Below are 21,068 nucleotides of genomic sequence, written 5' to 3' on the forward strand. Positions count from 1 at the left end.
CCCCCCCCCCCCCCCCCCCCCCCCCCCCCCCCCCCCCCCCCCCCCCCCCCCCCCCCCCCCCCCCCCCCCCCCCCCCGCGGCTCAGGCCTCGACCAGCATCCGCCCGCTCATCTCCATGTGCATCGCATGGCAGAAGAACGTGCAGTAGTACCAGAACACCCCCGCCTTGTCGGCGGTGAAGGTGGCCGAGGCGGTGGCGCCGGGGCTGATCTCCATGTTGATGCCGTAGTTGGTGATGCAGAAGCCGTGGCCGACGTCCTCCACCGCGTCGATGTTGGTCACCACCACGGTCACCTCGTCGCCCTTCTTCACCTTGAAGCTGCCCAGGCCGAAGATCGGCGCGGCCGAGGTCATGTACACGAACACCTTGCGGCCCTCGCGGATGACCTTGCTGTCGGCCAGCACGTTGATGCCGTGGCGCTTGGCCATGGCCACCGTCTCGGCGAAGAACGGGTCGTCGCGCTCCCAGCTCTTCTTGACCTTGTCGATCAGCAGCCGGCGGTGCAGCAGGATCACGTCGTGCGGCTCGGCGTAGACCGGGCCGTCGGCGACCAGCTTCATGGTCTCGTCGGAGATGTCGATCAGCTGGTCGTTGTCCGGGTGCAGCGGGCCGGTGGGCAGGAAGCGGTCCTTGGAGAACTTGTTCAGCGACACCAGCCACTTGCCGTCGGCGTCGCGCGTCTCGCCCATCGAACTGTGGCAGTGGCCGGGCTGGTAGGCCACGTCGATCTTCTGGCGCAGGTAGTTGACCTTCTTGCCGCCGTGGGCGGCGATCGCGTCCTCGATGTTCCACTTGGCGATCTGGCTGTCGATGAACAGCGTGGTGTAGCCGTTGCCGCGGCCGTCGTAGGCGGTGTGCAAGGGGCCCAGGCCCAGTTCGGGCTCGGCCACCACGGTGTCGCGCGGATCCTTGAGCTTGCCGGCGAACCAGTCGTCGATGCGGCTCCACTCCATCACGGTGACGGTGGGCGAGAGCTTGCCGTTGGCCACCACGTACTTGCCGTCGGGGCTGGCGTTGATGCCGTGCGGGTTCTTCGGGATCGGGATGTAGAGGGTGAACGACGAGCCGTGGCGGCCGTCCAGCACCGGCACCTTCGAGCTGCCGATGGTCTTGAAGTCGCCCTTCTTCACTGCCGCCTCGATGCGCGCGATGTTGAACACCACCACCCAGTCGCGCTCGGCCTGCATCGTGCTGGGCAGGTCGACGCCGCCCTCGCTGTTGTAGCAGGTGGAGATGGCGTACTTGCCGGCGTAGTCGGCCTCGGTGTTGTCGAGGTTGCCGTCCACCAGCACCTGCCAGGCGACCTCCATGGTGTCGCCGTCGATGGCGCTGAACATGGTCTGGTACTTCTTGGGGTCTTCCAGGCCGCGGCCGTCGTTCGGCGCCGGGATCAGGAATTCGCCGTTGGCGAACACATAGCCGGTGCGCGGCGCGCGCTGCACGCGCAGGCCGTGGATCGCCTGCACGTTGGGCACGTCGGTGATGCGGTCGGTGCGCATCACGTCGCAGCGGATGCGCGCCACGCGGGTGTGCGCCTTGTCGTTGATGAAGATGTAGCGGCCGTCGTAGTGGCCGTCGGTCTGGCTCATGTGCGGGTGGTGGCAGTCGCCGCCGGGCGGGAAGTTCGGCCCGAGCACGCGCTTGCTCTCGTTGGTGACGCCCCAGCCGATGGTGAAGTCGGGGTTGAACACCGGGATGCGCATCAGCTCGCGCATCGAGGGCACGCCGACGATGCGCACCTCGCCGGACTGGCCGCCGCTCCAGAAGCCGTAGTACTCGTCGAGCTGGCCGGGCGGCACGTGGTCGGAGGCTGCCTCGTGCTCGCCTTTCGCGTGCTCGCTTTCGGCGTCATGCCCATGGCCACCGGCGGCGCCATGGCCGAGGCGGCCCAGCGCCAGCCCGCCGACCAGCCCGCCGGCACCGGCGAGGCCGGCCAGCGCGCTGGTCTTCATGAAGTTGCGGCGCGCGGGGTTGCCCGGTTCCGCGGACTGGCCGGACTGGCCGGGTTTGTTGCTCGATTCGTCGTGCATGGCATTCCATCCGTTCGGATCGTGGTGGGTCAGTCGGCGACCTTCGCCGGCTCGTGGGTTGCCGGCGTCGCCGGGGTAATCGTCAGTACCGGGGTGGGCAGCGGCCGCGCGGCGCGCTCGCGCTTCTTGCGGCGCTCCACCAGCGGCGGGCATTTCTGGTCGTTGGCGTAGGTGACCTGGCAATCCAGGCAGTAGTGGCATTCGTTGAAGTTGATCTGGCCGATGGCGTTGATCGCCTTCACCTCGCACTCGTTGGCGCAGATCTGGCAGGGGCGGCCGCATTCCTTGCGCCGGCGCAGCCACTCGAACAGGTGGAAGCGGCCGGACACCGCCAGCCCGGCGCCCAGCGGGCACACGTAGCGGCAGTAGAACTTGTTGTTGAACGCCGACACCGCCACCAGCGCCACCGCGTAGAGCACGTAGCTCCAGGAGCGGGCGAAGTGCAGGTTGATCGCGGTCTTGAACGGCTCGACCTCGGCGTAGTGCTCGGCCATGTTGAGCGACTGCAGCGACATCCCGAACAGCACCAGCAGGATGATGTACTTGATCGCCCACAGCCGCTCGTGCAGGTACTGGGGCACCTCGAACTGCGGCACGCGCAGCCGGCGCGCCAGCTTGTTCACCAGCACCTGCAGCGCGCCGAACGGGCACAGCCAGCCGCAGTAGATGCCGCGCCCGAGCAGCAGCAGGGTGGCGGCCACGAACACCCACAGGATGAACACCAGCGGGTCCATCAGGAACGTGGACCAGCGGAAGCCGTGCAGCACCGCCTGGATGAAGGTGAGGATGTTCACCACCGACAGCTGCGCCAGCCCGTACCAGCCGATGAACACCAACGTGTAGACGAGGAAGCCCACGCGCAGGCGTTCGAGCAGGTGCGGGCGCTGCACGATCCAGTCCTGGAACATCAGGATCAGCGTGAGCACGGTGAGCCCGGCCAGCAGCAGCGCGATGTCGATGCGGCGGCCGTACCAGATCTTCTGCCACAGCGGCGCGTTGGCCGGCAACGCGTCGGCCGGCGCCTCGGCGGTGGCGTCAGGCCGCGTGGTATAGGCCGCCGGCATGCGGTAGTCGCGGGTGAAGGTGTGGTAGATGCTCTGCAGCGGGCCGACCTGGCGGTTCACCATCAGCTGCAGCGTCCACGGCCGGGTCGCGTCGAAGCCGCTGACGCCATGGCGCACGATGAAGATCGCCTGCTCGGCGAAGGCCGGCTTGCCGCGCAGCGGGGTGTCGTTCATCGACACCAGGTCGGTGTCCTTGAACAGCACCAGCTTGCCGTCCTGCAGTAGGTGCACGCGGTCGAAGATGCCGCCGCGCACGTAGCCCACGCCCTTGAACGAGTAGATGCCGTTGGCCATCACCGCGACCGCCGCATCGCCGGGCTTGAGCTGCTTCATCAGGTCGGCGTGGGCCACGTCGCCGAGCAGGTTGCGGCCCACCGTGGGCGGGGTGACGTCGGCGAAGTACAGGTCGATGAAGCTGTCCGCGCCGTGGCCGGGCGCCGGCGCGGTGGGGTCGTCGACCAGGCCGCTTTCCGGCTGGCCCTTGAAGGCGTCGGTGATCGCCTGCCGCGCCAACTGCAGGTGGCCGATCGCGCCGTTGCCGGTCAGCGCCTGCCAGTCGGCCGGCACGAAGTAGTCGCTGCGGACCTGCGCGGCGGCCGCGCCGGCGTCGGCTGCGCCGGCGATCAGCCGGCGCGAGGCGGCCACCTTCAGCGCCGAGTTCATGATCGTCTCGTTGGCCACCATCGAGGTCACCGTGGCGCTGCTGATGGCGTCGATGCGCACGCTGCCGCTGCCGCCGCCGCCGACCACGATGCGGTCGTCCACGCGATGGCCGACGTAGCGGGCCACGAAGTCGTACAGCTTCTGCACCGGGATGCCGACCAGCAGGATCGGCTCGTGCTGCTCCAGCACGCGGGCGTCGCGGATGGTGCCGTCGGTGCCGATCGATACCAGCATGTTGATCGGCGCGCCGGAGTAGGCCGGCACCGGCGCCACCATCACCGTCTCGAACACGTAGCCGACCACCTTGTCGCCGTGGTACACGGCCGCCGCAGGCGGGGTGCCCTCGACGTCGCCGAAGCGGTCGGCGTCGGGGAACACCTGGTGCAGCTGCGGGAAGCGGGCGTCGATGCCGGCCAGCGCCGCCGAAGCGGGCGCCAGCAACAGCAGCGCGAGCAGCAGCCTTGCGAGGAGGGAGCGGGGGCGTGCGCCGCGCATCAGGCCAGCTCCGCCGTGCCTGCGACCAGCGGCAGTTCGCGCGAGCGCCAGCGTTGCTCGCCGTCGCGCGAGAACGCCAGCCACTGGTGGTCCTGCGCCGCCATCAGCGCGGACAGCTGCGGCAGCTCCAGCGAGAACGCCGCCGTGCTCATGCCGTCGGCCAGCACCGAGCGCCGCGCCACCACGGTCATGCTGGAATAACCTTGCGGCGACCAGCCGGTACGTGGGTTGACGATGTGGAACAGGCGCCGGTCGGTGGAGAAGAACACGCGGTAGTTGCCGGAGGTCGACAGCGCCGCGTTGCGCACCTGCACCACCGCCGCCACCCGGCCCGGGTCGCGCGGGTCGACGATGCCGACGTTCCAGTGCCGCTCGGGATCGTTGCCGCAGATCGCCTGGATGTCGCCGCCGGCGTCGATCAGGCCGTACTCGATGCCCGCCGCGCGCAGCGCCGCGATGCCCTGGTCGACCACGTGGCCCTTGGCGATGCCGTCCAGGGTGACCGCCATGCCCGGCCGCAGCAGCCGCGCGCCGCGCGCGTCCAGCGCGAGGTCGCGCCAGCCCACGAGTTGTTCGCGGTGCTCGATCGCGCGGCGTTCGGGCGTGTCGATGCCGGACGTCCCGCGCAGCGTCTCGAAGTAGCGCAGCACCGGCAGCACGGTGACGTCGAACGCGCCCCCGGTGAGCGCCGACAGCGACAGCGCCTCGCGCAGCACCGCCTGCAGGTTCGACGGCACCAGCGCCAGCCGGCCGTCGCGGTTCAGCCGCGACAGCGGACCGGCGGGGTCGAAGCGGGTCAGCTCGGCGGCCGTCGCGGCCATGCGCGCGAAGGCCGCCTCGATCGCCGCGCCCGCTGCCTGCACGTCGTCGCACAGGCAGGTGACCGCCACCGAGGTCTGCATCAGCGTGCGTTCGCGCCGCACCTGCCACAGGTTCTGTCTGCGCTTGAGCACCGCCCAGCCGCCGCTGGCCAGCAGGCCGCCGGCCACGGCCAGCCGGCCGGTCTGCTGCAGCCAGCGGCGGCGCTCGGGTGAGCGCAGGTCGCCGGGATCGGAGGAGCGATGCATGGGATGCCTCCCGTGGCGGTGGGCGTGTGGGCGTGACGAAGGCGAGGCGTGGGTTCAGGCCGCGGCAACGGCCACCCGTGGCGGCGGATGCGCGGCGGCGTCGCGCACGCCCAGGCGCCGCTGCAGCGCCGGGCTGGTGGTCGTGTACTGCAGGCTCGCCTTGTCGCCGGGATGCAGGTGCGCATGCGCGGCGAACGCGCACAGCGCCGTCTCGTGGAAGCCGGAGAGAATCAGCTTCTTCTTGCCCGGGTAGGTATTGATGTCGCCCACGGCGAAGACGCCGGGCACGGAGGTCTGGAACGTCGACGGGTCCACCACCAGCTGCTGGCGTTCCAGCGCCAGCCCCCAGTCGGCGATCGGCCCCAGCGCGGGATGCAGGCCCCAGAACACCAGCAGGTGCGCAGCCCCGATGCGCTGGACCATGCCGCTGCGCGTGCGCACGCGCACCTGCGCAAGCGCCCCATCGGCCGTCTCCAGGCCCACGATGTCGCCTTCGCACAGCTGCATGCGGCCTTCGTCGCACAGCGCCTGCATGCGCGCCACGCTGGCCGGCGCCGCGCGGAAGCTGGACGAGCGGTGCACCAGCACCAGGCTGCGCGCCCGGTCGACCAGGGCCAGCGCCCAGTCCAGCGCCGCGTCGCCACCGCCGGCGATCACGATGTCCTCGCCGTCGAGCAGCGCCGGCTGCGCCACCTTGTAGTGCAGCGTGCGGTCCACCAGCGCTGCGGCTTCCGGCAGGTCGAGCGTGCGCGGCGCGAACGCGCCCAGGCCGCCGGCGATGACCACCGCGCCGGCGTTGAACACCAGCCCCCCGCTGGTGCGCAGGCTGAAGCGGCCGTTCGCCAGGCGCTCCAGCGAGGTGACGGTGTGGCCCAGGTGGAATTGCGGCGCGAACGGGCGGATCTGCTGCTGCAGGCGCTCGATCAGCTCGCGCCCGCTGCATACCGGCACGGCCGGGATGTCGTAGATCGGCTTGTCCGGGTACAGCTCCACGCATTGCCCGCCGGCATGCGGCACGGCATCGACCACGTGCGCATCCAGTCCCAGCAGGCCCAGCTCGAAAACCTGGAACAGGCCGACCGGGCCCGCGCCGATGATGACGGTATCGCAGCTGATCATGGAATGAATCCGCCGTGTGGACGGTGCGGATCATGCGCGCGCACGAAGGCGGTGCTTTTGACTTCGGTCAGACATGCCCGCGGGATTCGTGCGGTCGAATGCCGCATAGGCGGCCAGGCGCCCCGACCCGCGTATACCGCAACGAATCGCTGCCCGGCGCGCTTGCCTTGCGTGGCGTGCAGGGACGCGTGACCTGTCCGGGAAAGGGGTTGAACCCGAGCCGTGCCTTCGTCCCTGCGTCAGCTGAGCTGGCGGCCGAGTGCGGGGACGAAGGCAGCGGCGATTTCCCGCCGTCTCGTTCCAGGTTTCCGGCTTCAACGCGGGCACCGGCGCGAACCGCGTGATTCCCGGTGCCGGCGCGTGCGTCGGCGGCGATCGGTTCGGTGCGCCCGGTGGTGGGCTGGCCGTCCGCATCCAGTCGGAAAGACAATGCCGGCGCGAAGCGTTCTTCGGCGGCGCGGCCGGGCAGGTCGCTGGCGTCGGGCTCGCCGTCGACGACCAGGCAGAAGATGCGATCGGCGTGCCCCATCCGCTTGAACGCCAGCACTTCCGCCTTGACCCATGGCGAGGTTGCCGAGCGCGGCGAGCAGATCACGATCAGGTTCGCCGACTGCGCCAGCGCTCCATCGACCTTGCGGCCGAGATCGGTCGCGCTGGCCAGTTCGTCGCGGTCGCGGAAGATCGGTGCGAGACGGCCGGGGATGACGCCGGCGGTGGTGGTCTGGCCGACCGGCCGTTTCGGGATCGCGCAGGCTTCCAGGGGCTTGTGCAGCCAGCCGGCCCGGGACTTGTCCTGGTGGCTGTGGCTGATGAAGGCGCGATACCGGAAGGCCGGCATCACGGAGGCCTGCGTCATGATGCATCGCACCCCCGCACGGAACTGCGCATTCCCTTGCCGGGAAGTCCCCATTCACCCGGCCGCAGCTCAGGCGCAGGACAGTTGCAGCATCCCGGTAGGCACCGGCGATTTCATGGCGATGCCATGCAAAGTGCGATGTGCATTACGTTTACGTGCTGTGCGGCAGCGAATCAATGCCGCGGTTCGAGGACCAGGGTGTGCTGGTCCGGTCCCGGCAGCAGCGGCGTTGGCCGCCCTTTGACCCAGTCGTCATGGCCCGCGCCGAAGTACGGCGACAACGGGTGGTTGCTCTGGCCGCCGGGCATGTTGAGGATGCCGTCGGCCTCGTGGCCGGGCGCCACGTCCAGGTGCTCGGAGGCGCCGAAGCCGGGCGCGGCGACGTGCGGCATGTTGTTGTCGCCGGGGATCGGCTGATCGGGCATGTCGATGAAGCGGCCCAGCCAGGACGGCAGGGCCGCGGACAGCGGGTGGCGGATGCCGGCGCGGTTGCGCTCGCCCCAGCTGCGCGCGGCGAGGCCGCCGGGTTGCCGCCCGAGTTCGTTTGCCACATGGCGGGCAGCGTCGACGAGCAGGGCGTGCCAGTCGGGGTATTTCGGGTCGAGCAGGTGCGCGGGCTGGGCACGCACCAGCGCCCACACGGCCGCCTCGGCGCTGTTCTCGCCGGGCCAGCTGAAGTCGGGGTAGCGTTGCTGCACCCGTGCCGCGAACGGGGTCAGCACGGCTTCGCCGACCCGGTCGCGGAACGCGCGCACCAGCCGGTAGTCCACGCTGTCGACGGCGGCGCGTTCGCGCCAGTGCGCGGTGAGCTGGCGCAACTGCCGCAGCGACGGGTCGGTGCTGTCGGCCAGGGTGTCCTGCAGCAGGCGCTGCCAGGGAGTGAGGAACACGGCGCGGTCGTCGAGCTGGATGTCGAGCAGGCTGCCTGGCGTGAAGCTGGCGCGGGTACGCAGGTCGTCGCGGATCTGCTGCGCGCGGGCGCCGAGATCGTGGCCGCCATTGCCGAGCAAGGCCAGCGCATCGCCGTCGACAGTGCGGTTGTTCGCCGTCCACAGCCGGCCATCGGCGGGATTCTCGAGGCGCGGGTACTGTGCGGGCGCGGCCCAGCCCTGCCAGCCGCTGCCGGGCGCGGACCAGTCCGAGGGCAGCAGCGGGTCGATGCCGGCACGCAGCGGGATGCTGTTGCCGGCGATGGTCCAGCCGATGTGCCCGGTGCGGTCGGCGACCAGCAGGTTCTGCGGCGGCATGCCGAGCCGTGGCGCCAGGTCCAGCGCGCCGGCCACGTCGGTGGCATGTTCCAGCTGCATCAGCTCGACGTTGTAGCCGTGCGGCCGGCCGCCGATCCAGGCCAGCGCCAGCGGCGTGCCGTCGGTATCTTCCCCCATGATCGGGCCCCAGCGGGTGTCCTCGACCTTGAGGACGGCGTCGGGGCGGCCCTTGACCTGGATGTGCTCTTCGTGGGCGTCGATCGTGGCCCAGCCGCCCGGCACCTTGTAGCGGGAAGCGTCGGCGGGATCGCGCCGCACGCGCACCCAGTCCTGCCAGTCGCCGTAGCTGTTGGTGAAACCCCAGGCGATCTGGCCGTTGGAGCCGACGATGATTGCCGGCGTGCCGGGCAGGCTGACCCCGTTGACGTCGCGCCGGCCGCCTGGCGCGGTGGGGTCGGGATAGCGCAGGCGGGTGCGGAACCAGATGTTCGGCACGCGCAGTCCCAGGTGCATGTCGTTCGCCAGCAGCGCGGCGCCGTTGCCGGTGAGCGTGCCGGCCACCGCGAAGCTGTTGCTGCCGGGGCGCGGCGCGTCCAGCGCCGGCGCCAGCGCGGCGGCCAGCGCCGCCGCGGAGATGGCCGTCGTCGGGACGGTGGTCGGCGCGGGCCGGCGCAGGTCGTACACGTCGGCAGCAGGGACCATCGGCGGGTGCGACAGCTGTCCGCTCAGCGGCGCTTCCCAGTCGGGGTCGGGCGCCAGCAGGAAGTCCACCAGCGCGCCGGGCAGCACCGCGCGCATCTGCGCCATGCGCAGTTCGCGTTCGTTGCGGCCGTCGCCGTCGAGGTCCAGGTACATCGCGGCGATCAACAGGAGGCTGTCTTCCGAACGCCACGGCAGCGGCCGGCTGTCCAGCAGCAGGTATTCCCACGGCCGCACGCGCAGGCCGGCGAGGCCGGCGTTGACGCCGTCGCGGTAGCGGTCGAGTTCGCGCCGCTGCTCCGGCGGCAGTTGCGCGTAGGCGGCCTCGGCCACGGCGCGCAGGCGGTGGCGGCGGTGTCCGAGGTCGACCTTCAGCGCGACCGGCCCGACCAGCGCGGCCAGCTCGCCGGCACTCGCGCGGCGCATCAGGTCCATCGCGAAGAAGCGCTCCTGCGCATGCACGTAGCCCAGCGCGTAGCTGATGTCGGTGCGGCTTTTGCCCTCGAGGGTGACCGTGCCCAGCGCGTCGCGGCCGATGCTGACCGGCGCCGTCAGGCCCGCGGCCCGGCGCGTGCCGTCGAGCTGCGCGCGGCTGCCGGCGAGCAGCCAGCCGAGCGCGAGCAAGGCAGCCGCCAATAGCGCCAGCAGTGCCCACGGCAGGACGCGCAGGACGCGCCGGCGGCGGGCCGTCATGGCTCGGCGAACACCGCGAAGATGCCGGCGTACGGCTTGACCATGAAGGCCGGTGCCCCGGCGTAGCCTTCGCCGTCGACGTACAGCTGCGAGATGCTGCCGTCCAGGTACAGCGCGTCGCGGCAACCGAGCTTGTCGCGGAACAGCCGTCCGAACGCATGGAAGTTCACCGGGGTTTCGCTCACGGCGAAGACCACCTCGGTCGGCGTGCGTGCGCACACGCCGCTGCGCCACTTCATGCTGGCGGAGTCGTCGATGAACTGCTCGTTGAGCTTGCCGTCGATCAGCAGCATCGGGCCCGACTGGGTCGCCCATCGCGCGGCCTTGCCGTCGGCCTTGAACGCGGTGCTGGTGCGCACCGCGGCGCGGCCGTCCGGATACACCACGAACACGCCGTTCGGCAGCAGCGAGAAGTTGCCCGAGGCCGGGTTGCCGTGCGCCAGGTTCAGCGGCACCACCGTCTTGCCGTCTTCCACGTACAGGCCCAGCGGCGCGAACTTGTGGTCGTAGATGCCCGCGTTGGCGGCGAACAGCAGCCGCTGGCCGCGCCGCTCGCCCCACTGGCGCAGCGTCTCGATGCTGCCGAACGGCTGCCCGCTCTGCGGCTCGCGCCAGTGCAGGCTCAGTTGCTCGTGCCTGAGATTCAGGTGAACGACGCGGTAGGTCTGGCCCTCGAACGCCAGCTCGGCGCTGTCCAGTGCCCGCGCATCCGGCGTGCAGCCGGACACGCCAACGAGCAGCAGCCACGGCCACAGCACGTGCAGCAGCCGGCGCATGGAAAAGAGGTGGAGCAGGGGCGGAGCGGGTGGGCGCATCCGCCGATGGTCGCCGGCCGGCCGCGCCGGCGCAAGCCTGCCGGCACGGTCGCACCGGCAGCCGTTAAACTTGGCGTTTTCCCCGGTGTCCGACCATGCCCTATACCCCGATCGTGGCGACCCTCGGTTACGTGCTGTCGCCCGACCGCGGCGAAGTGCTGATGATCCACCGCAACGCCCGTCCGGACGACCTGCACCTGGGCAAGTACAACGGCCTCGGCGGCAAGATGGAACCGGGCGAGGACATCGCCGCCTGCATGCGCCGCGAGATCCGCGAGGAGGCCGGCATCGGGTGCGAATCGATGCAACTGCGCGGCACGCTGAACTGGCCCGGCTTCGGCAAGCACGGCGAGGACTGGCTGGGTTTCATCTTCGTGATCGACCGCTACAGCGGCGCGCCGTTGACGGCCAACCACGAGGGCACCCTGGAATGGGTGCCGCGCGGGCGGCTGATGGAGCTGCCGATGTGGGAGGGCGACCGCCACTTCCTGCCGCTGGTGTTCGATGCCGACCCGCGCCCGTTCCACGGCGTGATGCCGTACAAGGACGGCCGCATGCAGTCGTGGTCGTACAGCCGGCTGTGAAGACTGACCTTGCTCCGTGCCCGTAGGAGCCCGCTAGCGGGCGATGCTCTCCCGAATCCCGAATCCCGAATCCCGAATCCCGAATCCCGAATCCCGAATCCCGTAACAAGAAGCATCGCCCGCTAGCGGGCTCCTGCCCCGGCGCGGGGTGGTGGGAGCGGGGCGTTAGGCCACGTCGCCGAGCCAGGCCGGGCTGCCGAACTTGGTCTGCGCGAGTGCTTCGGCCTGGGCCAGTTCGTCGGCGCGCAGGCTGTCGTCGCTGAGGCCGTGCAGTCGGCGGAAGGTGGCGACCATGCGCCCGATCACCGCCTCGCGCGGCAGGCCGGTCTGGCTGCGCAGCGGGTCGACCCGCTTGGCGGCGCTCTGCGTGCCCTTGTCGGACAGCTTCTCGCGGCCGATGCGCAGCACTTCCAGCATCTTCGCCGCGTCGATGTCGTAGGCCATGGTGACGTGGTGCAGCACCGCGCCGCCGCGGTGCACCTGGGCGGCGCCGGCGATCTTGCCGCCCTCGGAGGTGATGTCGTTGAGCGGCTGGTACCACGCCTTGATGCCCAGCTCGGCCAGCGCTTCCAGCACCCAGGCGTCGAGGAAGGCGTAGGCCTCCTGGAACGACAGCCCCTTGACCAGCGTCTGCGGCGCGTAGATCGAGTAGGTGATGGTGTTGCCCGGCTCGATGAACATCGCGCCGCCGCCGGAGACCCGCCGCACCACCTCGATGCCGTGGCGCCTCGCCGCTTCGCCGTCCACTTCATTGCGCAGCGACTGGAAGCGGCCGATCACCACCGCCGGCGACGCCCATTCCCAGATGCGCAGGGTCGGTGCGCGGCGGCCGGCGCCGACCTCGTGGGTGAGCACGTCGTCCAGCGCCATGTGCAGGGTGGGCGACTGCGGCGCGGTATGGATCAGCCGCCAGTCGTGGTCGCGCCAGTCGGTGCGGATCATGCGGCGGACTCCTGTTGCAGGGCACGGTGCACGGCCACCGCGATCGCCTCCGGCGAAATGCCGTACATCATCACGTCGGCCGCGAGTGCGTCGCGCACGACGACGGCAAGCGCGGCTTCGTCGGCGTGCTCCGGCTGGCCCTCCAGCGTGCGGTTGATGGTGGCCAGCGCGCTGTCCGGCTCGAGGAAGAAGTCGCCGCTGAGCTGCACGTGGGCGAGGCGGCCGTCGCGCACCTCCAGGTCGATCACCACCAGCTTGCCGCCGGGCATCTTGTATTCGCCGTGCATGGGCCGTCGCTCCGCAGTAAGGATCGTCATGCTGCCCGGTTCCGGCGCGGCTGGCGATGATGCCGGTCACTCCCGGGCGATGCCATCAACGCGGTTTTCGCTCAGTGGCCGCGGCCGTGGAAGTGGCCGCTGCCGGCGCCGACCGAGATGCTGACCCCACCGCCAGGGTGGTCGCAGTCGCCGAAGCGCTGGCTGAGGTTGACTGTGCCGGTCTGGTAGTTGCCGCCGACATGGTTGCCGCCGACCACGCCCATGCCGACGCTGCCGTGCAGCTGCGGCTGGTTGTAGGTGGAGTCGTCGCAGTCGGGTCGGCTTTCGGCGGCGGCTGCGGTGTTGCCCATGCGCCCGCTGGTGTCGCCGTAGTACACGCCGGGCGCGTCACGGGCCGGCGCGGCGGCGGTGCTGCCGGCGGCGGGGAGGTCGCCGGGCGGCAGCTTCAGGTTCAGCGGCTTGCCGGCGGTCTGCGCCCACGCCGAGGTGGCCAGCAGGGCCGCCAACAGGGCAGGGAGGAAGCGTGGGATGTTCATGCGTGCTCCAGGTGGTCGTGCACGTTCAACGCGCGATGCCGCGTCGGCGTGCACATCTCCTTTGGAAAGGCCGGGCGGCGACAAGTTCCTGCCCGCGCCGCAAACCCTCCTGCGTACCGTGTCCTGTAGGAGCGCACCCTGTGCGCGATGCTCTTCGTTCCGTGATGAAGAGCATCGCGCACAGGGTGCGCTCCTACGGTTAGTTTGTTCAGCCGGTGGTCTCGATCCGCTCGACCCGGCGCAGGCCGCGCGGCAGCAGGCCGCCGCGGGTGGCGCGGTTGCCGCCGTACTCGACCAGGTCGGCCCACTTCAGGGTCAGCTTGCGCTGGCCGGCGTACAGGGTGACCTCGCCCTTGCCCTCGGCGACTACCGCCACGCCGGCCACGCGCTCCTCGCCGCTGGCGAGTTTCGCCTTGGGGATCTCGATCAGCTTGTTGCCCTTGCCCTTGTCCAGCTCGGGCAGCTCGGCCACCGAGAACATCAGCAGGTGGCCCTCGCTGCTGACCACCACGATGCGGTCGCGCGCCGGGTCGGCGCTGACCTGCGGCGCCAGCACGCGGGCGCCGTCGCCCAGCGTGATGACCTGCTTGCCAGCCTTGTTGCGCCCGGTGAGCGCCTCGAAGCGGGTGACGAAGCCGTAGCCGAAGTCGGTGGCGAGGATCAGCCGGGTGTCGTTGTCGCCGGCGACCACCGCGTCGAAGCTGGCGCCTGCGGCCGGGCTGAAGCGACCGGTCAGCGGCTCGCCGTTGCCACGCGCCGAGGGCAGGGTGTGTGCCGGCGTGGAATAGGCGCGGCCGGTGGAGTCGATGAAGGCCACCTGCTGGGTGGTGCGTGCCTTCACCGCGGCGAGCAGGCCGTCGCCCTCGCGGTAGTTGAGCGCGTCGGCGTCGATGTCGTGGCCCTTCGCCGCGCGCGCCCAGCCCTTCTGCGAGAGCACCACGGTAACCGGCTCGCTGCTCACCAGCGCGCTCTCGTCCAGCGCCTGCGCAGCCTGGCGCTCGACCAGCGGCGAGCGGCGCGCGTCGCCGAATTTTTCGGCATCGGCGCGCAGTTCGTCCTTGATCAGGCCCTTCAGCTTGGCCGGCGACTTCAGCAGCACGTTGATGCGCGCGCGCTCCTCCTCCAGCTGGTCGCGCTCGGCGTTGATCTTCATCTCCTCGAGGCGGGCCAGCTGGCGCAGGCGGGTCTCCAGAATGTAGTCGGTCTGCTCCTCGCTGAGGCGGAAGCGCGCCATCAGCACCGGCTTGGGCTCGTCCTCGCTGCGCACGATGCGGATCACTTCGTCGAGGTTGAGGTAGGCGATGCGCAGGCCTTCCAGCAGGTGCAGGCGGCGCTCGACCTTGGCCAGGCGATGGTCGAGCCGGCGGGTGACCGTGCTGGTGCGGAAGCTCAGCCACTCGGCGAGGATCTTCTTGAGATCCTTCACCTGCGGCCGGCCGTCGAGGCCGATCATGTTGAGGTTGACGCGGAAGCTCTTTTCCAGGTCGGTGGTGGCGAACAGGTGCTGCATGGTCTCGTCCGCGTCGACGCGGTTCGAGCGCGGCACGATCACCAGCCGGATTGGATTCTCGTGGTCGGACTCGTCGCGCAGGTCCTCGATCATCGGCAGCTTCTTCGCGCGCATCTGCGCGGCGATCTGCTCGAGGATCTTCGACGGGCTGACCTGGTGCGGCAGCGCGGTGATCACGATGTTGCCTTCCTCGCGCTGGTACACCGCGCGGGCGCGCACCGAACCGCCGCCGGTCTGGTACATCGCCAGCAGGTCGGCGCGCGGGGTGATGATCTCCGCCGCGGTCGGGTAATCCGGTCCGCGCACGTGCTCGCACAGGTCGGCGACGGTGGCGTCCGGGTCATCCAGCAGACGGATGCACGCGGTGACCAGCTCGCGCAGGTTGTGCGGCGGGATGTCGGTGGCCATGCCCACGGCGATGCCCATCGAGCCGTTCAGCAGCACGTGCGGCACGCGCGAAGGCAGCCAGCTCGGCTCGTCCATGGTGCCGTCGAAGTTCGGCACCCAGTCCACCGTGCCCTGGGCCAGCTCGCCCAGCAGCGCCTCGGCGATCGGGCTGAGCTTGGATTCGGTGTAGCGCATCGCGGCGAAGCTCTTCGGGTCGTCGGGCGAGCCGAAGTTGCCCTGGCCGTCGACCAGCGGGTAGCGGTACGAGAACGGCTGCGCCATCAGCACCATCGCCTCGTAGCACGACGAATCGCCGTGCGGATGGAACTTGCCGATCACGTCGCCGATGGTGCGCGCCGACTTCTTCGGCTTCGCGGTGGCGGCCAACCCCAGCTCGCTCATCGCGTAGATGATGCGCCGCTGCACCGGCTTCAGGCCGTCGCCCACGAACGGCAGCGCGCGGTCCAGCACCACATACATCGAGTAGTCGAGATAGGCCCGCTCGGCGTATTCCTTCAGCGGGATCTGTTCGTAATTGGCTTGCAGGTTCATGGGGAGACGTCTGATGAGTTGCGCGCAGAGCGCGGATAGCCGGTCGATGGTGCCAGAACGTGCCGGCGCGGGACAGCTTGCGGGCACGCCGCCGTTGTGCCGCCACGCCGGCGGCGGCTCATCGGCTGTTGCTGTTGGCGACGGGTAGCGGCGGGGCGCGCAGCGGTACCGGCGTGGATTGCACGATCGAGGTGGTGGTCTGGCCGTAGCGTAGGAAGCGGTCGAGAATCAGATCCAGGTTCTCCAGCGCATCCAGGTGCACTTTCATGATGAAGCAGTCCTCGCCGGTGACGCGGTGGCACTCGACGACCTGCGGCATCTTCTGCGCGAGCTCGGCGACCTTCGGCAGCTGTCCGGGTGTGGGTCGCACGCGCACGTATGCCGTGATCGGCCAGCCGAGCGCTTTCGGATCCAGGTCGAGCCGATAGCCGCGGATCACCCCGGTTTCCTCCAGTCGGCTCAGGCGTTCCTTCACCGCCGGCGCGGACATGCCGATGCTGGCGGCCAGCTTGGTGACGGGCTGGCGAGGGTCCTCCTGCAGCGCCTGCAGCAGGGCGACATTGCGGGGGTCGGATATGAGATTTGAAATCTGAGGCATCTTGGTTATTCAACCTGCAATAAGCGAAATATTGACCGTTGAATCCTTTCTTTCAGCATGGATCATGCGCCGATACTTTGTAAAAGTGGAGCCATGAATGACGAGCACAATACCCCGACTTTCCGCCGGCTGGTGCCGACCCGAGCCGCGCTTGGCGACCGGCTGCCGCCGCACCTGTACTTCATCGTCAGCGCGGTCTTTCATTACCTCGGCCCGGCTTTCGCCGTGTTGCTGTTTGCTCGCGTCGAGCCACTCGGCGTCGCTTGGTTGCGGATCGCCAGCGCCGCGTTGATCTTCGCCGTGTGGCGAAGGCCGTGGCGTTATTTCCTGCAGCAGGGAGCCGCAGCGCGATGGAACATCGTGGGACTGGGCGTGGTGCTCGGCTGTATGAACATCTGTTTCTATCTGGCGATTGATCGCTTGCCGCTCGGCACGGTGGGCGCGATTGAATTCCTTGGTCCGATCGCGCTGGCGCTGGCCGGTACGCGCACCCAGCGCAACGTAGTGGCGCTGGCCGTCGCGGTCGCTGGTGTGTGGATGCTGACCCACGTGCGCATCGTCGGTGAGGCGATGGGTTTTGTCTACGCCTTCGCCAACTGCGCACTGTTCATGCTGTACATCGTGCTCGGACATCGTGCCGCGAAGGATGGTGGCGGCGAAGGTATCGATCGCCTCGCCGCGGCGATGCTGGTGGCCTTGCTGCTGGTGATGCCGTTCGGCCTGCACGATGCGGTGGTGGCACTGGTCAGTCCTGCGCTGCTTGCGGCGGGTATCGGCATCGGCATTTCATCGTCGGTGATTCCCTATGTCTGCGACCAGCTCGCGATGGCGCGACTGCCGCGCGCCACCTTCGCGTTGCTGCTTGCGCTGTTGCCCGCCACGGCCAGCGTGATCGGTATCGTGGTGCTGCATCAGATGCCGAGCCCGATCGAGATGACCGGCATCGCGTTGGTCATCGTCGGGGTCAACCTGCACCGGGTCAGCCGTCGGTGAGTACCGTACATAACTGAGAAACCACCAGGAGGATTCGCGATGGACTACATCAATCTGGGCAAGTCGGGCCTCAAGGTCTCGCGCATCTGCCTCGGATGCATGAGCTATTCGGTAACACCCACCAAAGAGAGGCCATGGACTCTGGACGAGGAGCACGGCCGGCCGTTTATCCGGCGTGCGCTCGAGCTAGGCATCAATTATTTCGATACGGCAAACATGTACTCCAAGGGCGACAGCGAGCTGGTGCTGGGGCGCGCGCTGCGCGATTTCGCCCGACGCGAGGAGGTGGTCATCGCCACCAAGGTGTTCTATCCGATGCGCGGTGACGCGAATGGCGGCGGCCTGTCGCGCAAGGCGATCATGACCGAGATCGACGCCAGCCTGCGCCGGCTCGGTACCGATTACGTCGACCTATACCAGATCCATCGCTGGGACGACGTCACGCCGATCGAGGAGACGCTGGAGGCGCTGCATGACGTGGTGAAGGCTGGCAAGGCGCGCTACCTCGGCGCCTCGTCAATGATGGCGTGGCAGTTCGCCAAGGCGCTGTACACCGCCGACCTGCACGGCTGGACGCGTTTCGTCTCGATGCAGCCGCACTGCAACCTGCTGTACCGCGAGGAAGAGCGCGAGATGCTGGCGCTGTGCGCTGACCAGGGCATCGGCGTGGTGCCGTGGAGCCCGCTGGCGCGCGGTCGGCTGGCACGGGCGTGGGAGGACGCGCCGAGCACCGCGCGCGGCGGCTCCGATCCGTGGGGTGATGGTGTGTATGCCGCGAGCAAGGCGGCGGATAAGGCCGTGGTGGATCGCGTCGGCGAGGTCGCCGCGCGGCTCGGCGTACCGCGCGCGCAGGTGGCGTTGGCGTGGTTGCTACACCAGTCCGCGGTCACCGCGCCGATCGTTGGCGCGACCAAGCCCCACCATTTGGAAGAAGCGGTGGCGGCGTTGTCGGTCAGTTTGCCGCCGGCGGAAATCGCCGCGCTCGAGGCGCCATACGTACCGCATGCCGTCGCGGGCATCGACTGATCAGGGCAGGCGTTCGACCGGTACGCCCAGCGATTCCAGTCGCGCCTGCACGCTGTCCGGCCCTGCCAGATGCGCCGCGCCGACGGCGATGAAGACAGTACCAGGTTGTTGCAGCATCGCGGCGATCTTGGCCGCCCAGACCTGATTGCGCTGCACCAGCAGCCGTTGGTAGAGCTTCGGCTCGCGCTGGCGCATGTCATCGTTGCCGATGCGGGCGATGGCGTTCACGTCGCCGGCCTTCCAGGCGTCGATCAGTTCGGTGAGTTTGGCCGAGTCGTCCGCAGCCTCGCGCATGGTCGAGCGCAGGAAGTCCAGCTCCACGGCGCGCGGCATGTCGGCGAGCAGGCGAATCTGCTGCTCGGCGGTTTCCAGCCCCAGCACCGGCTTGCCGACGGCGGACACCTGCGCCTTCAGCTGCTTGTCCACGCCATGCGCCGGATCGAGTCCGGCCTTCAGCAGCGGCGATACGGTGAGCGTCAGCGCGGCCAGCCACGGACGCATCATGTCCAGCGTCTGCATGCCGCCGGGTACGCCGGCCTTGTTCGCGAGGATGCGCAGCCGCTGCGCATCCGCCTCGCCGAGCTGGGTCGACAGCGGGTGCGCCGGGTCCATGCCGTGGCGCAGCACCAGCGCGGCCATGTTCGCCGCATCGTCGTCGACCAGCTCGATGTACAGCGTCTGGCTGTCCGAGAGCGCGCGGTCCAGCGCCGGGTAATGCCAGCTGGCGTCGTTCGGCAGCAGGTGCACGGTGCCGAACAGGTAGATCGTGGTGTCGGCGTCCTTCACCACCCACAACGCGGGATGGGCGACGGCCGCCGGCGGCAGCAGCAGGAACAGGCAGGTGGCGATGCGGGCGAGCAGGCGTCTCATGCCGGCGAGTGTTGCGGCAAGCGCGTGGCAGTGCAATCCGCTTGGTTCGAACGGAGCCGGCCCTTTGCCCCGGAGGGTGGAAAGGGCCCGCTGCCGGCGCCGTGCTGTCCGCAGGGTTTATGTCGGGGTTTCGTTGGCCAGCGCGAACGCGGTGGCGCGCGTCGGATCGAGCGGCCGCACCTCGCAGGCCAGGCCATGGGCCAGGCATGGGTTTTCCGCCGCGATGCGCGCCGCTTCCTCCAGGCTGTTCGCGCGGATGAACCAGTAGCCGCCGACCACTTCCTTGGTTTCCGCAAACGGGCCGTCCGTGGTCGCTTGCCGCGATACCACCTTGCCCTCGCGCGCCAGCCGATGCCCGGGCCCGATCCTGCCCTCGCCCACCAGCCGGTCGTACCATGCGTAGAACCGGTCGATCGCGTGCTGGATATCTTCGCGCGAGGCGTCCTTGTCCCATTGGCCGCGGGAGAGGATGAGGTATTCGGAAAGTGGGTTTTCTTTCTGATTCATGGTTCGCTTCCGTTGGATTTGCGTCGTGTTGGCGGATACGCTGCCGCAAAAACCGGGCTCCAGCGAGCAGCGGTTTCAGCGCGGCGCGCGGTAGCCGCCGGGCACGCCGCGCGGGCTCAGGGTGAGCTGCCACAACTGGTCGCGGCGGCTGCGGAACACCGCGGCGGAGACGGCGAGGTAGTAGCGCCACATGCGGCGGAAGCGTTCGTCGTAGCTGGCCGGCAGGCTGGGCCATGCCGCTTCGACGTTGGCGCGCCAGGCGGTCAGGGTGCGGTCGTAGTCGGTGCCGAAGTTGTGCCAGTCCTCGACCACGAAAAGGTCCTCCAGCGCGGCGGCGACCTGGCTGGCGGCGGGGATCATCGAGTTCGGGAAGATGTACTTCTCGATCCACGGATCGGGCTGCGCCGGTGCGCCGTTGCTGCCGATGCAGTGCAGCAGCGAGAGGCCGTTGTCCTTCAGGCAGCGGCGCACGGTCTCGAAGTAGGTGCGGTAGTTCTTGCCGCCGACGTGCTCGAACATGCCGATCGAATACACCGCGTCGAACCGTTCGTCGACCTCGCGGTAGTCCTGCAGGCGGATCTCGATCGGCAGGCCGGCGCACAGCTCGCGCGCGTAATCGGCCTGCTGCTGCGACACGGTGATGCCGACGCCCTCGACGCCGTAGCGTTCGGCCGCGTACTTCAGCGCCTCGCCCCAGCCGCAGCCGATGTCCAGCACGCGCTGGCCGGTCTTCAGCTGCAGCTTGCGGCAGATCAGGTCGAGCTTGGCCGCCTGCGCGTCGTCGAGGTTGCTGGCCTTGGCCCAGTAGCCGCAGGAATACACCAGGCGCTTGCCCAGCATGGCGTGGAACAGGTCGTTGCCGAGGTCGTAGTGGGCCTTGCCGATCTCGAACGCGCGCTCGCCGCGCTGCAGGTTGATGAAGCGCGCCTTGAGGTGGGCGAGCAGGGTGTCGAGCGTCTTCAGTTCCTGGTCCAGCCCGGCCGTGAGCAGGCGGGTGCACATCGCGGGCAGGTCGTCGGCGTCCCACCAGCCGTCCATGTAGGCCTCGCCCAGGCCCAGCGAGCCGTGCGCGAACACGCGCGCATACAGGCGCTCGTCGTGCACGCGCAGGTCGGTCGGGGCATCGCCGTCGATGCGGATGCCGGCTTGTTCGAGCAGTTCGCTGGCACGGTTCTTCAGGTCGTCCTGGCTCATGCGCGCCTCGTCATGGATTGATCCGTGGTCAGTGTCCGCCCAGTACCGCAAAGCTTGCCGGCGAGTATGCATACGTCGCGTCGACGCCGGCGCTGCGCACCAGCTGCAGCAGCACGTCGGCCTGTTCCTCGCGCAGCAGGAACTCGACCCTGACCGGCAGGTCGTCGGCCAGCTCGAAGAATTGCTCCTCGTGCAGCACGCCGTGCCGGCCGAAGCCGGCGATCGCGCGGAACACCGAGCCGCCGCCCAGGCCATGCGCCCTGGCCTGTTCCAGCAGCCATTCGGACAGCAGCATGCCGTCGTGCTTCGCGCGCGAGTGGCAGTAGAAGTACAGGTGCACGCCGTGCTGCAGGATTTCCTGGTTCATGCGGTGCTCCCCGT

19 protein-coding genes are annotated in these 21,068 nt (G+C 69.4%); 3 read left to right on the plus strand and 16 right to left on the minus strand.

Going from position 1 to position 21,068, the window contains the following annotated elements:
* Window positions 1-81: 81 nt before the first annotated feature.
* From nosZ to AC3WRN_RS15390, 7 genes are all read right to left on the minus strand, one after another.
* Complete coding sequence (gene nosZ / locus AC3WRN_RS15360; RefSeq protein ID WP_492623618.1) at window positions 82-2,031, minus strand: TAT-dependent nitrous-oxide reductase; 1,950 nt, start codon at window positions 2,029-2,031, stop codon at window positions 82-84.
* Window positions 2,032-2,060: 29 nt separating this feature from the next.
* Window positions 2,061-4,253, minus strand: a complete 2,193-nt coding sequence (locus tag AC3WRN_RS15365; RefSeq protein WP_492623619.1) for a 4Fe-4S binding protein — start codon at window positions 4,251-4,253, stop codon at window positions 2,061-2,063.
* Window positions 4,253-5,320 (minus strand): FAD:protein FMN transferase, encoded by a 1,068-nt coding sequence (locus tag AC3WRN_RS15370; RefSeq protein ID WP_492623620.1) that lies wholly within the window; start codon window positions 5,318-5,320, stop codon window positions 4,253-4,255. Before AC3WRN_RS15370 ends, AC3WRN_RS15365 begins: the two co-directional genes overlap by 1 nt.
* Window positions 5,321-5,374: 54 nt before the next feature.
* Window positions 5,375-6,439, minus strand: a complete 1,065-nt coding sequence (locus AC3WRN_RS15375) for an NAD(P)/FAD-dependent oxidoreductase (RefSeq protein WP_492623621.1) — start codon at window positions 6,437-6,439, stop codon at window positions 5,375-5,377.
* A gap of 67 nt (window positions 6,440-6,506) precedes the next feature.
* Entirely contained in the window at window positions 6,507-7,295 is a 789-nt protein-coding gene (locus tag AC3WRN_RS15380) for a toll/interleukin-1 receptor domain-containing protein (RefSeq protein WP_492623622.1), read from the minus strand.
* A gap of 173 nt (window positions 7,296-7,468) precedes the next feature.
* Window positions 7,469-9,895, minus strand: coding sequence for a penicillin acylase family protein (locus tag AC3WRN_RS15385; RefSeq protein ID WP_492623623.1), 2,427 nt, complete (start codon window positions 9,893-9,895; stop codon window positions 7,469-7,471).
* Window positions 9,892-10,671 (minus strand): phosphodiester glycosidase family protein, encoded by a 780-nt coding sequence (locus AC3WRN_RS15390; RefSeq protein WP_492623624.1) that lies wholly within the window; start codon window positions 10,669-10,671, stop codon window positions 9,892-9,894. The genes AC3WRN_RS15385 and AC3WRN_RS15390 overlap by 4 nt, the downstream gene beginning before the upstream one ends.
* 134 nt (window positions 10,672-10,805) lie before the next feature.
* On the opposite strand from AC3WRN_RS15390, the gene AC3WRN_RS15395 reads away from it, so the two are divergent.
* Window positions 10,806-11,294: an NUDIX hydrolase gene (locus AC3WRN_RS15395; RefSeq protein WP_492623625.1), complete on the plus strand. Its 489-nt coding sequence runs from the start codon at window positions 10,806-10,808 to the stop codon at window positions 11,292-11,294.
* Between the two features lie 165 nt (window positions 11,295-11,459).
* On the opposite strand, the gene AC3WRN_RS15400 is transcribed toward AC3WRN_RS15395, so the two are convergent.
* The 5 genes from AC3WRN_RS15400 to AC3WRN_RS15420 all read right to left on the minus strand — a co-directional run bounded on the left by AC3WRN_RS15400 (window position 11,460) and on the right by AC3WRN_RS15420 (window position 16,097).
* A complete protein-coding gene (locus AC3WRN_RS15400) occupies window positions 11,460-12,236 on the minus strand; it encodes a lipoate--protein ligase family protein (RefSeq protein WP_492623626.1) in 777 nt (258 codons plus the stop codon).
* On the minus strand, window positions 12,233-12,553 hold the full coding sequence (lplB, locus tag AC3WRN_RS15405; RefSeq protein WP_492623627.1) for a lipoate-protein ligase small subunit: 321 nt from the start codon (window positions 12,551-12,553) through the stop codon (window positions 12,233-12,235). Before lplB ends, AC3WRN_RS15400 begins: the two co-directional genes overlap by 4 nt.
* Before the next feature lie 71 nt (window positions 12,554-12,624).
* Window positions 12,625-13,050 carry a hypothetical protein gene (locus tag AC3WRN_RS15410; protein WP_492623628.1) on the minus strand — a complete coding sequence of 142 codons (426 nt, stop codon included), beginning with the start codon at window positions 13,048-13,050 and terminating at the stop codon, window positions 12,625-12,627.
* Between the two features lie 208 nt (window positions 13,051-13,258).
* A complete protein-coding gene (parC, locus tag AC3WRN_RS15415) occupies window positions 13,259-15,499 on the minus strand; it encodes a DNA topoisomerase IV subunit A (RefSeq protein ID WP_492623629.1) in 2,241 nt (746 codons plus the stop codon).
* A gap of 118 nt (window positions 15,500-15,617) precedes the next feature.
* A complete protein-coding gene (locus AC3WRN_RS15420; protein ID WP_492623630.1) occupies window positions 15,618-16,097 on the minus strand; it encodes an Lrp/AsnC family transcriptional regulator in 480 nt (159 codons plus the stop codon).
* Window positions 16,098-16,154: 57 nt separating this feature from the next.
* Between AC3WRN_RS15420 and AC3WRN_RS15425 the strand changes: the two genes are divergently transcribed.
* Together AC3WRN_RS15425 and AC3WRN_RS15430 are read left to right on the plus strand one after the other, a co-directional pair.
* Complete coding sequence (locus AC3WRN_RS15425) at window positions 16,155-17,090, plus strand: EamA family transporter (RefSeq protein WP_492623631.1); 936 nt, start codon at window positions 16,155-16,157, stop codon at window positions 17,088-17,090.
* A gap of 39 nt (window positions 17,091-17,129) precedes the next feature.
* Window positions 17,130-18,116, plus strand: a complete 987-nt coding sequence (locus tag AC3WRN_RS15430) for an aldo/keto reductase (RefSeq protein WP_492623632.1) — start codon at window positions 17,130-17,132, stop codon at window positions 18,114-18,116.
* On the opposite strand, the gene AC3WRN_RS15435 is transcribed toward AC3WRN_RS15430, so the two are convergent.
* The 4 genes from AC3WRN_RS15435 to AC3WRN_RS15450 form a co-directional block, all read right to left on the minus strand.
* A complete protein-coding gene (locus tag AC3WRN_RS15435) occupies window positions 18,117-18,986 on the minus strand; it encodes a TraB/GumN family protein (protein ID WP_492623633.1) in 870 nt (289 codons plus the stop codon).
* Window positions 18,987-19,103: 117 nt separating this feature from the next.
* A complete protein-coding gene (locus AC3WRN_RS15440; RefSeq protein ID WP_492623634.1) occupies window positions 19,104-19,493 on the minus strand; it encodes a YciI family protein in 390 nt (129 codons plus the stop codon).
* 75 nt (window positions 19,494-19,568) lie between these two features.
* Complete coding sequence (cfa, locus tag AC3WRN_RS15445) at window positions 19,569-20,759, minus strand: cyclopropane fatty acyl phospholipid synthase (RefSeq protein WP_492623635.1); 1,191 nt, start codon at window positions 20,757-20,759, stop codon at window positions 19,569-19,571.
* Window positions 20,716-21,054 (minus strand): DUF190 domain-containing protein, encoded by a 339-nt coding sequence (locus AC3WRN_RS15450; protein ID WP_492623636.1) that lies wholly within the window; start codon window positions 21,052-21,054, stop codon window positions 20,716-20,718. Before AC3WRN_RS15450 ends, cfa begins: the two co-directional genes overlap by 44 nt.
* Between the last annotated feature and the right edge of the window lie 14 nt (window positions 21,055-21,068).

The organism is Rhodanobacter sp. FW101-FHT13A11 (assembly GCF_058790335.1).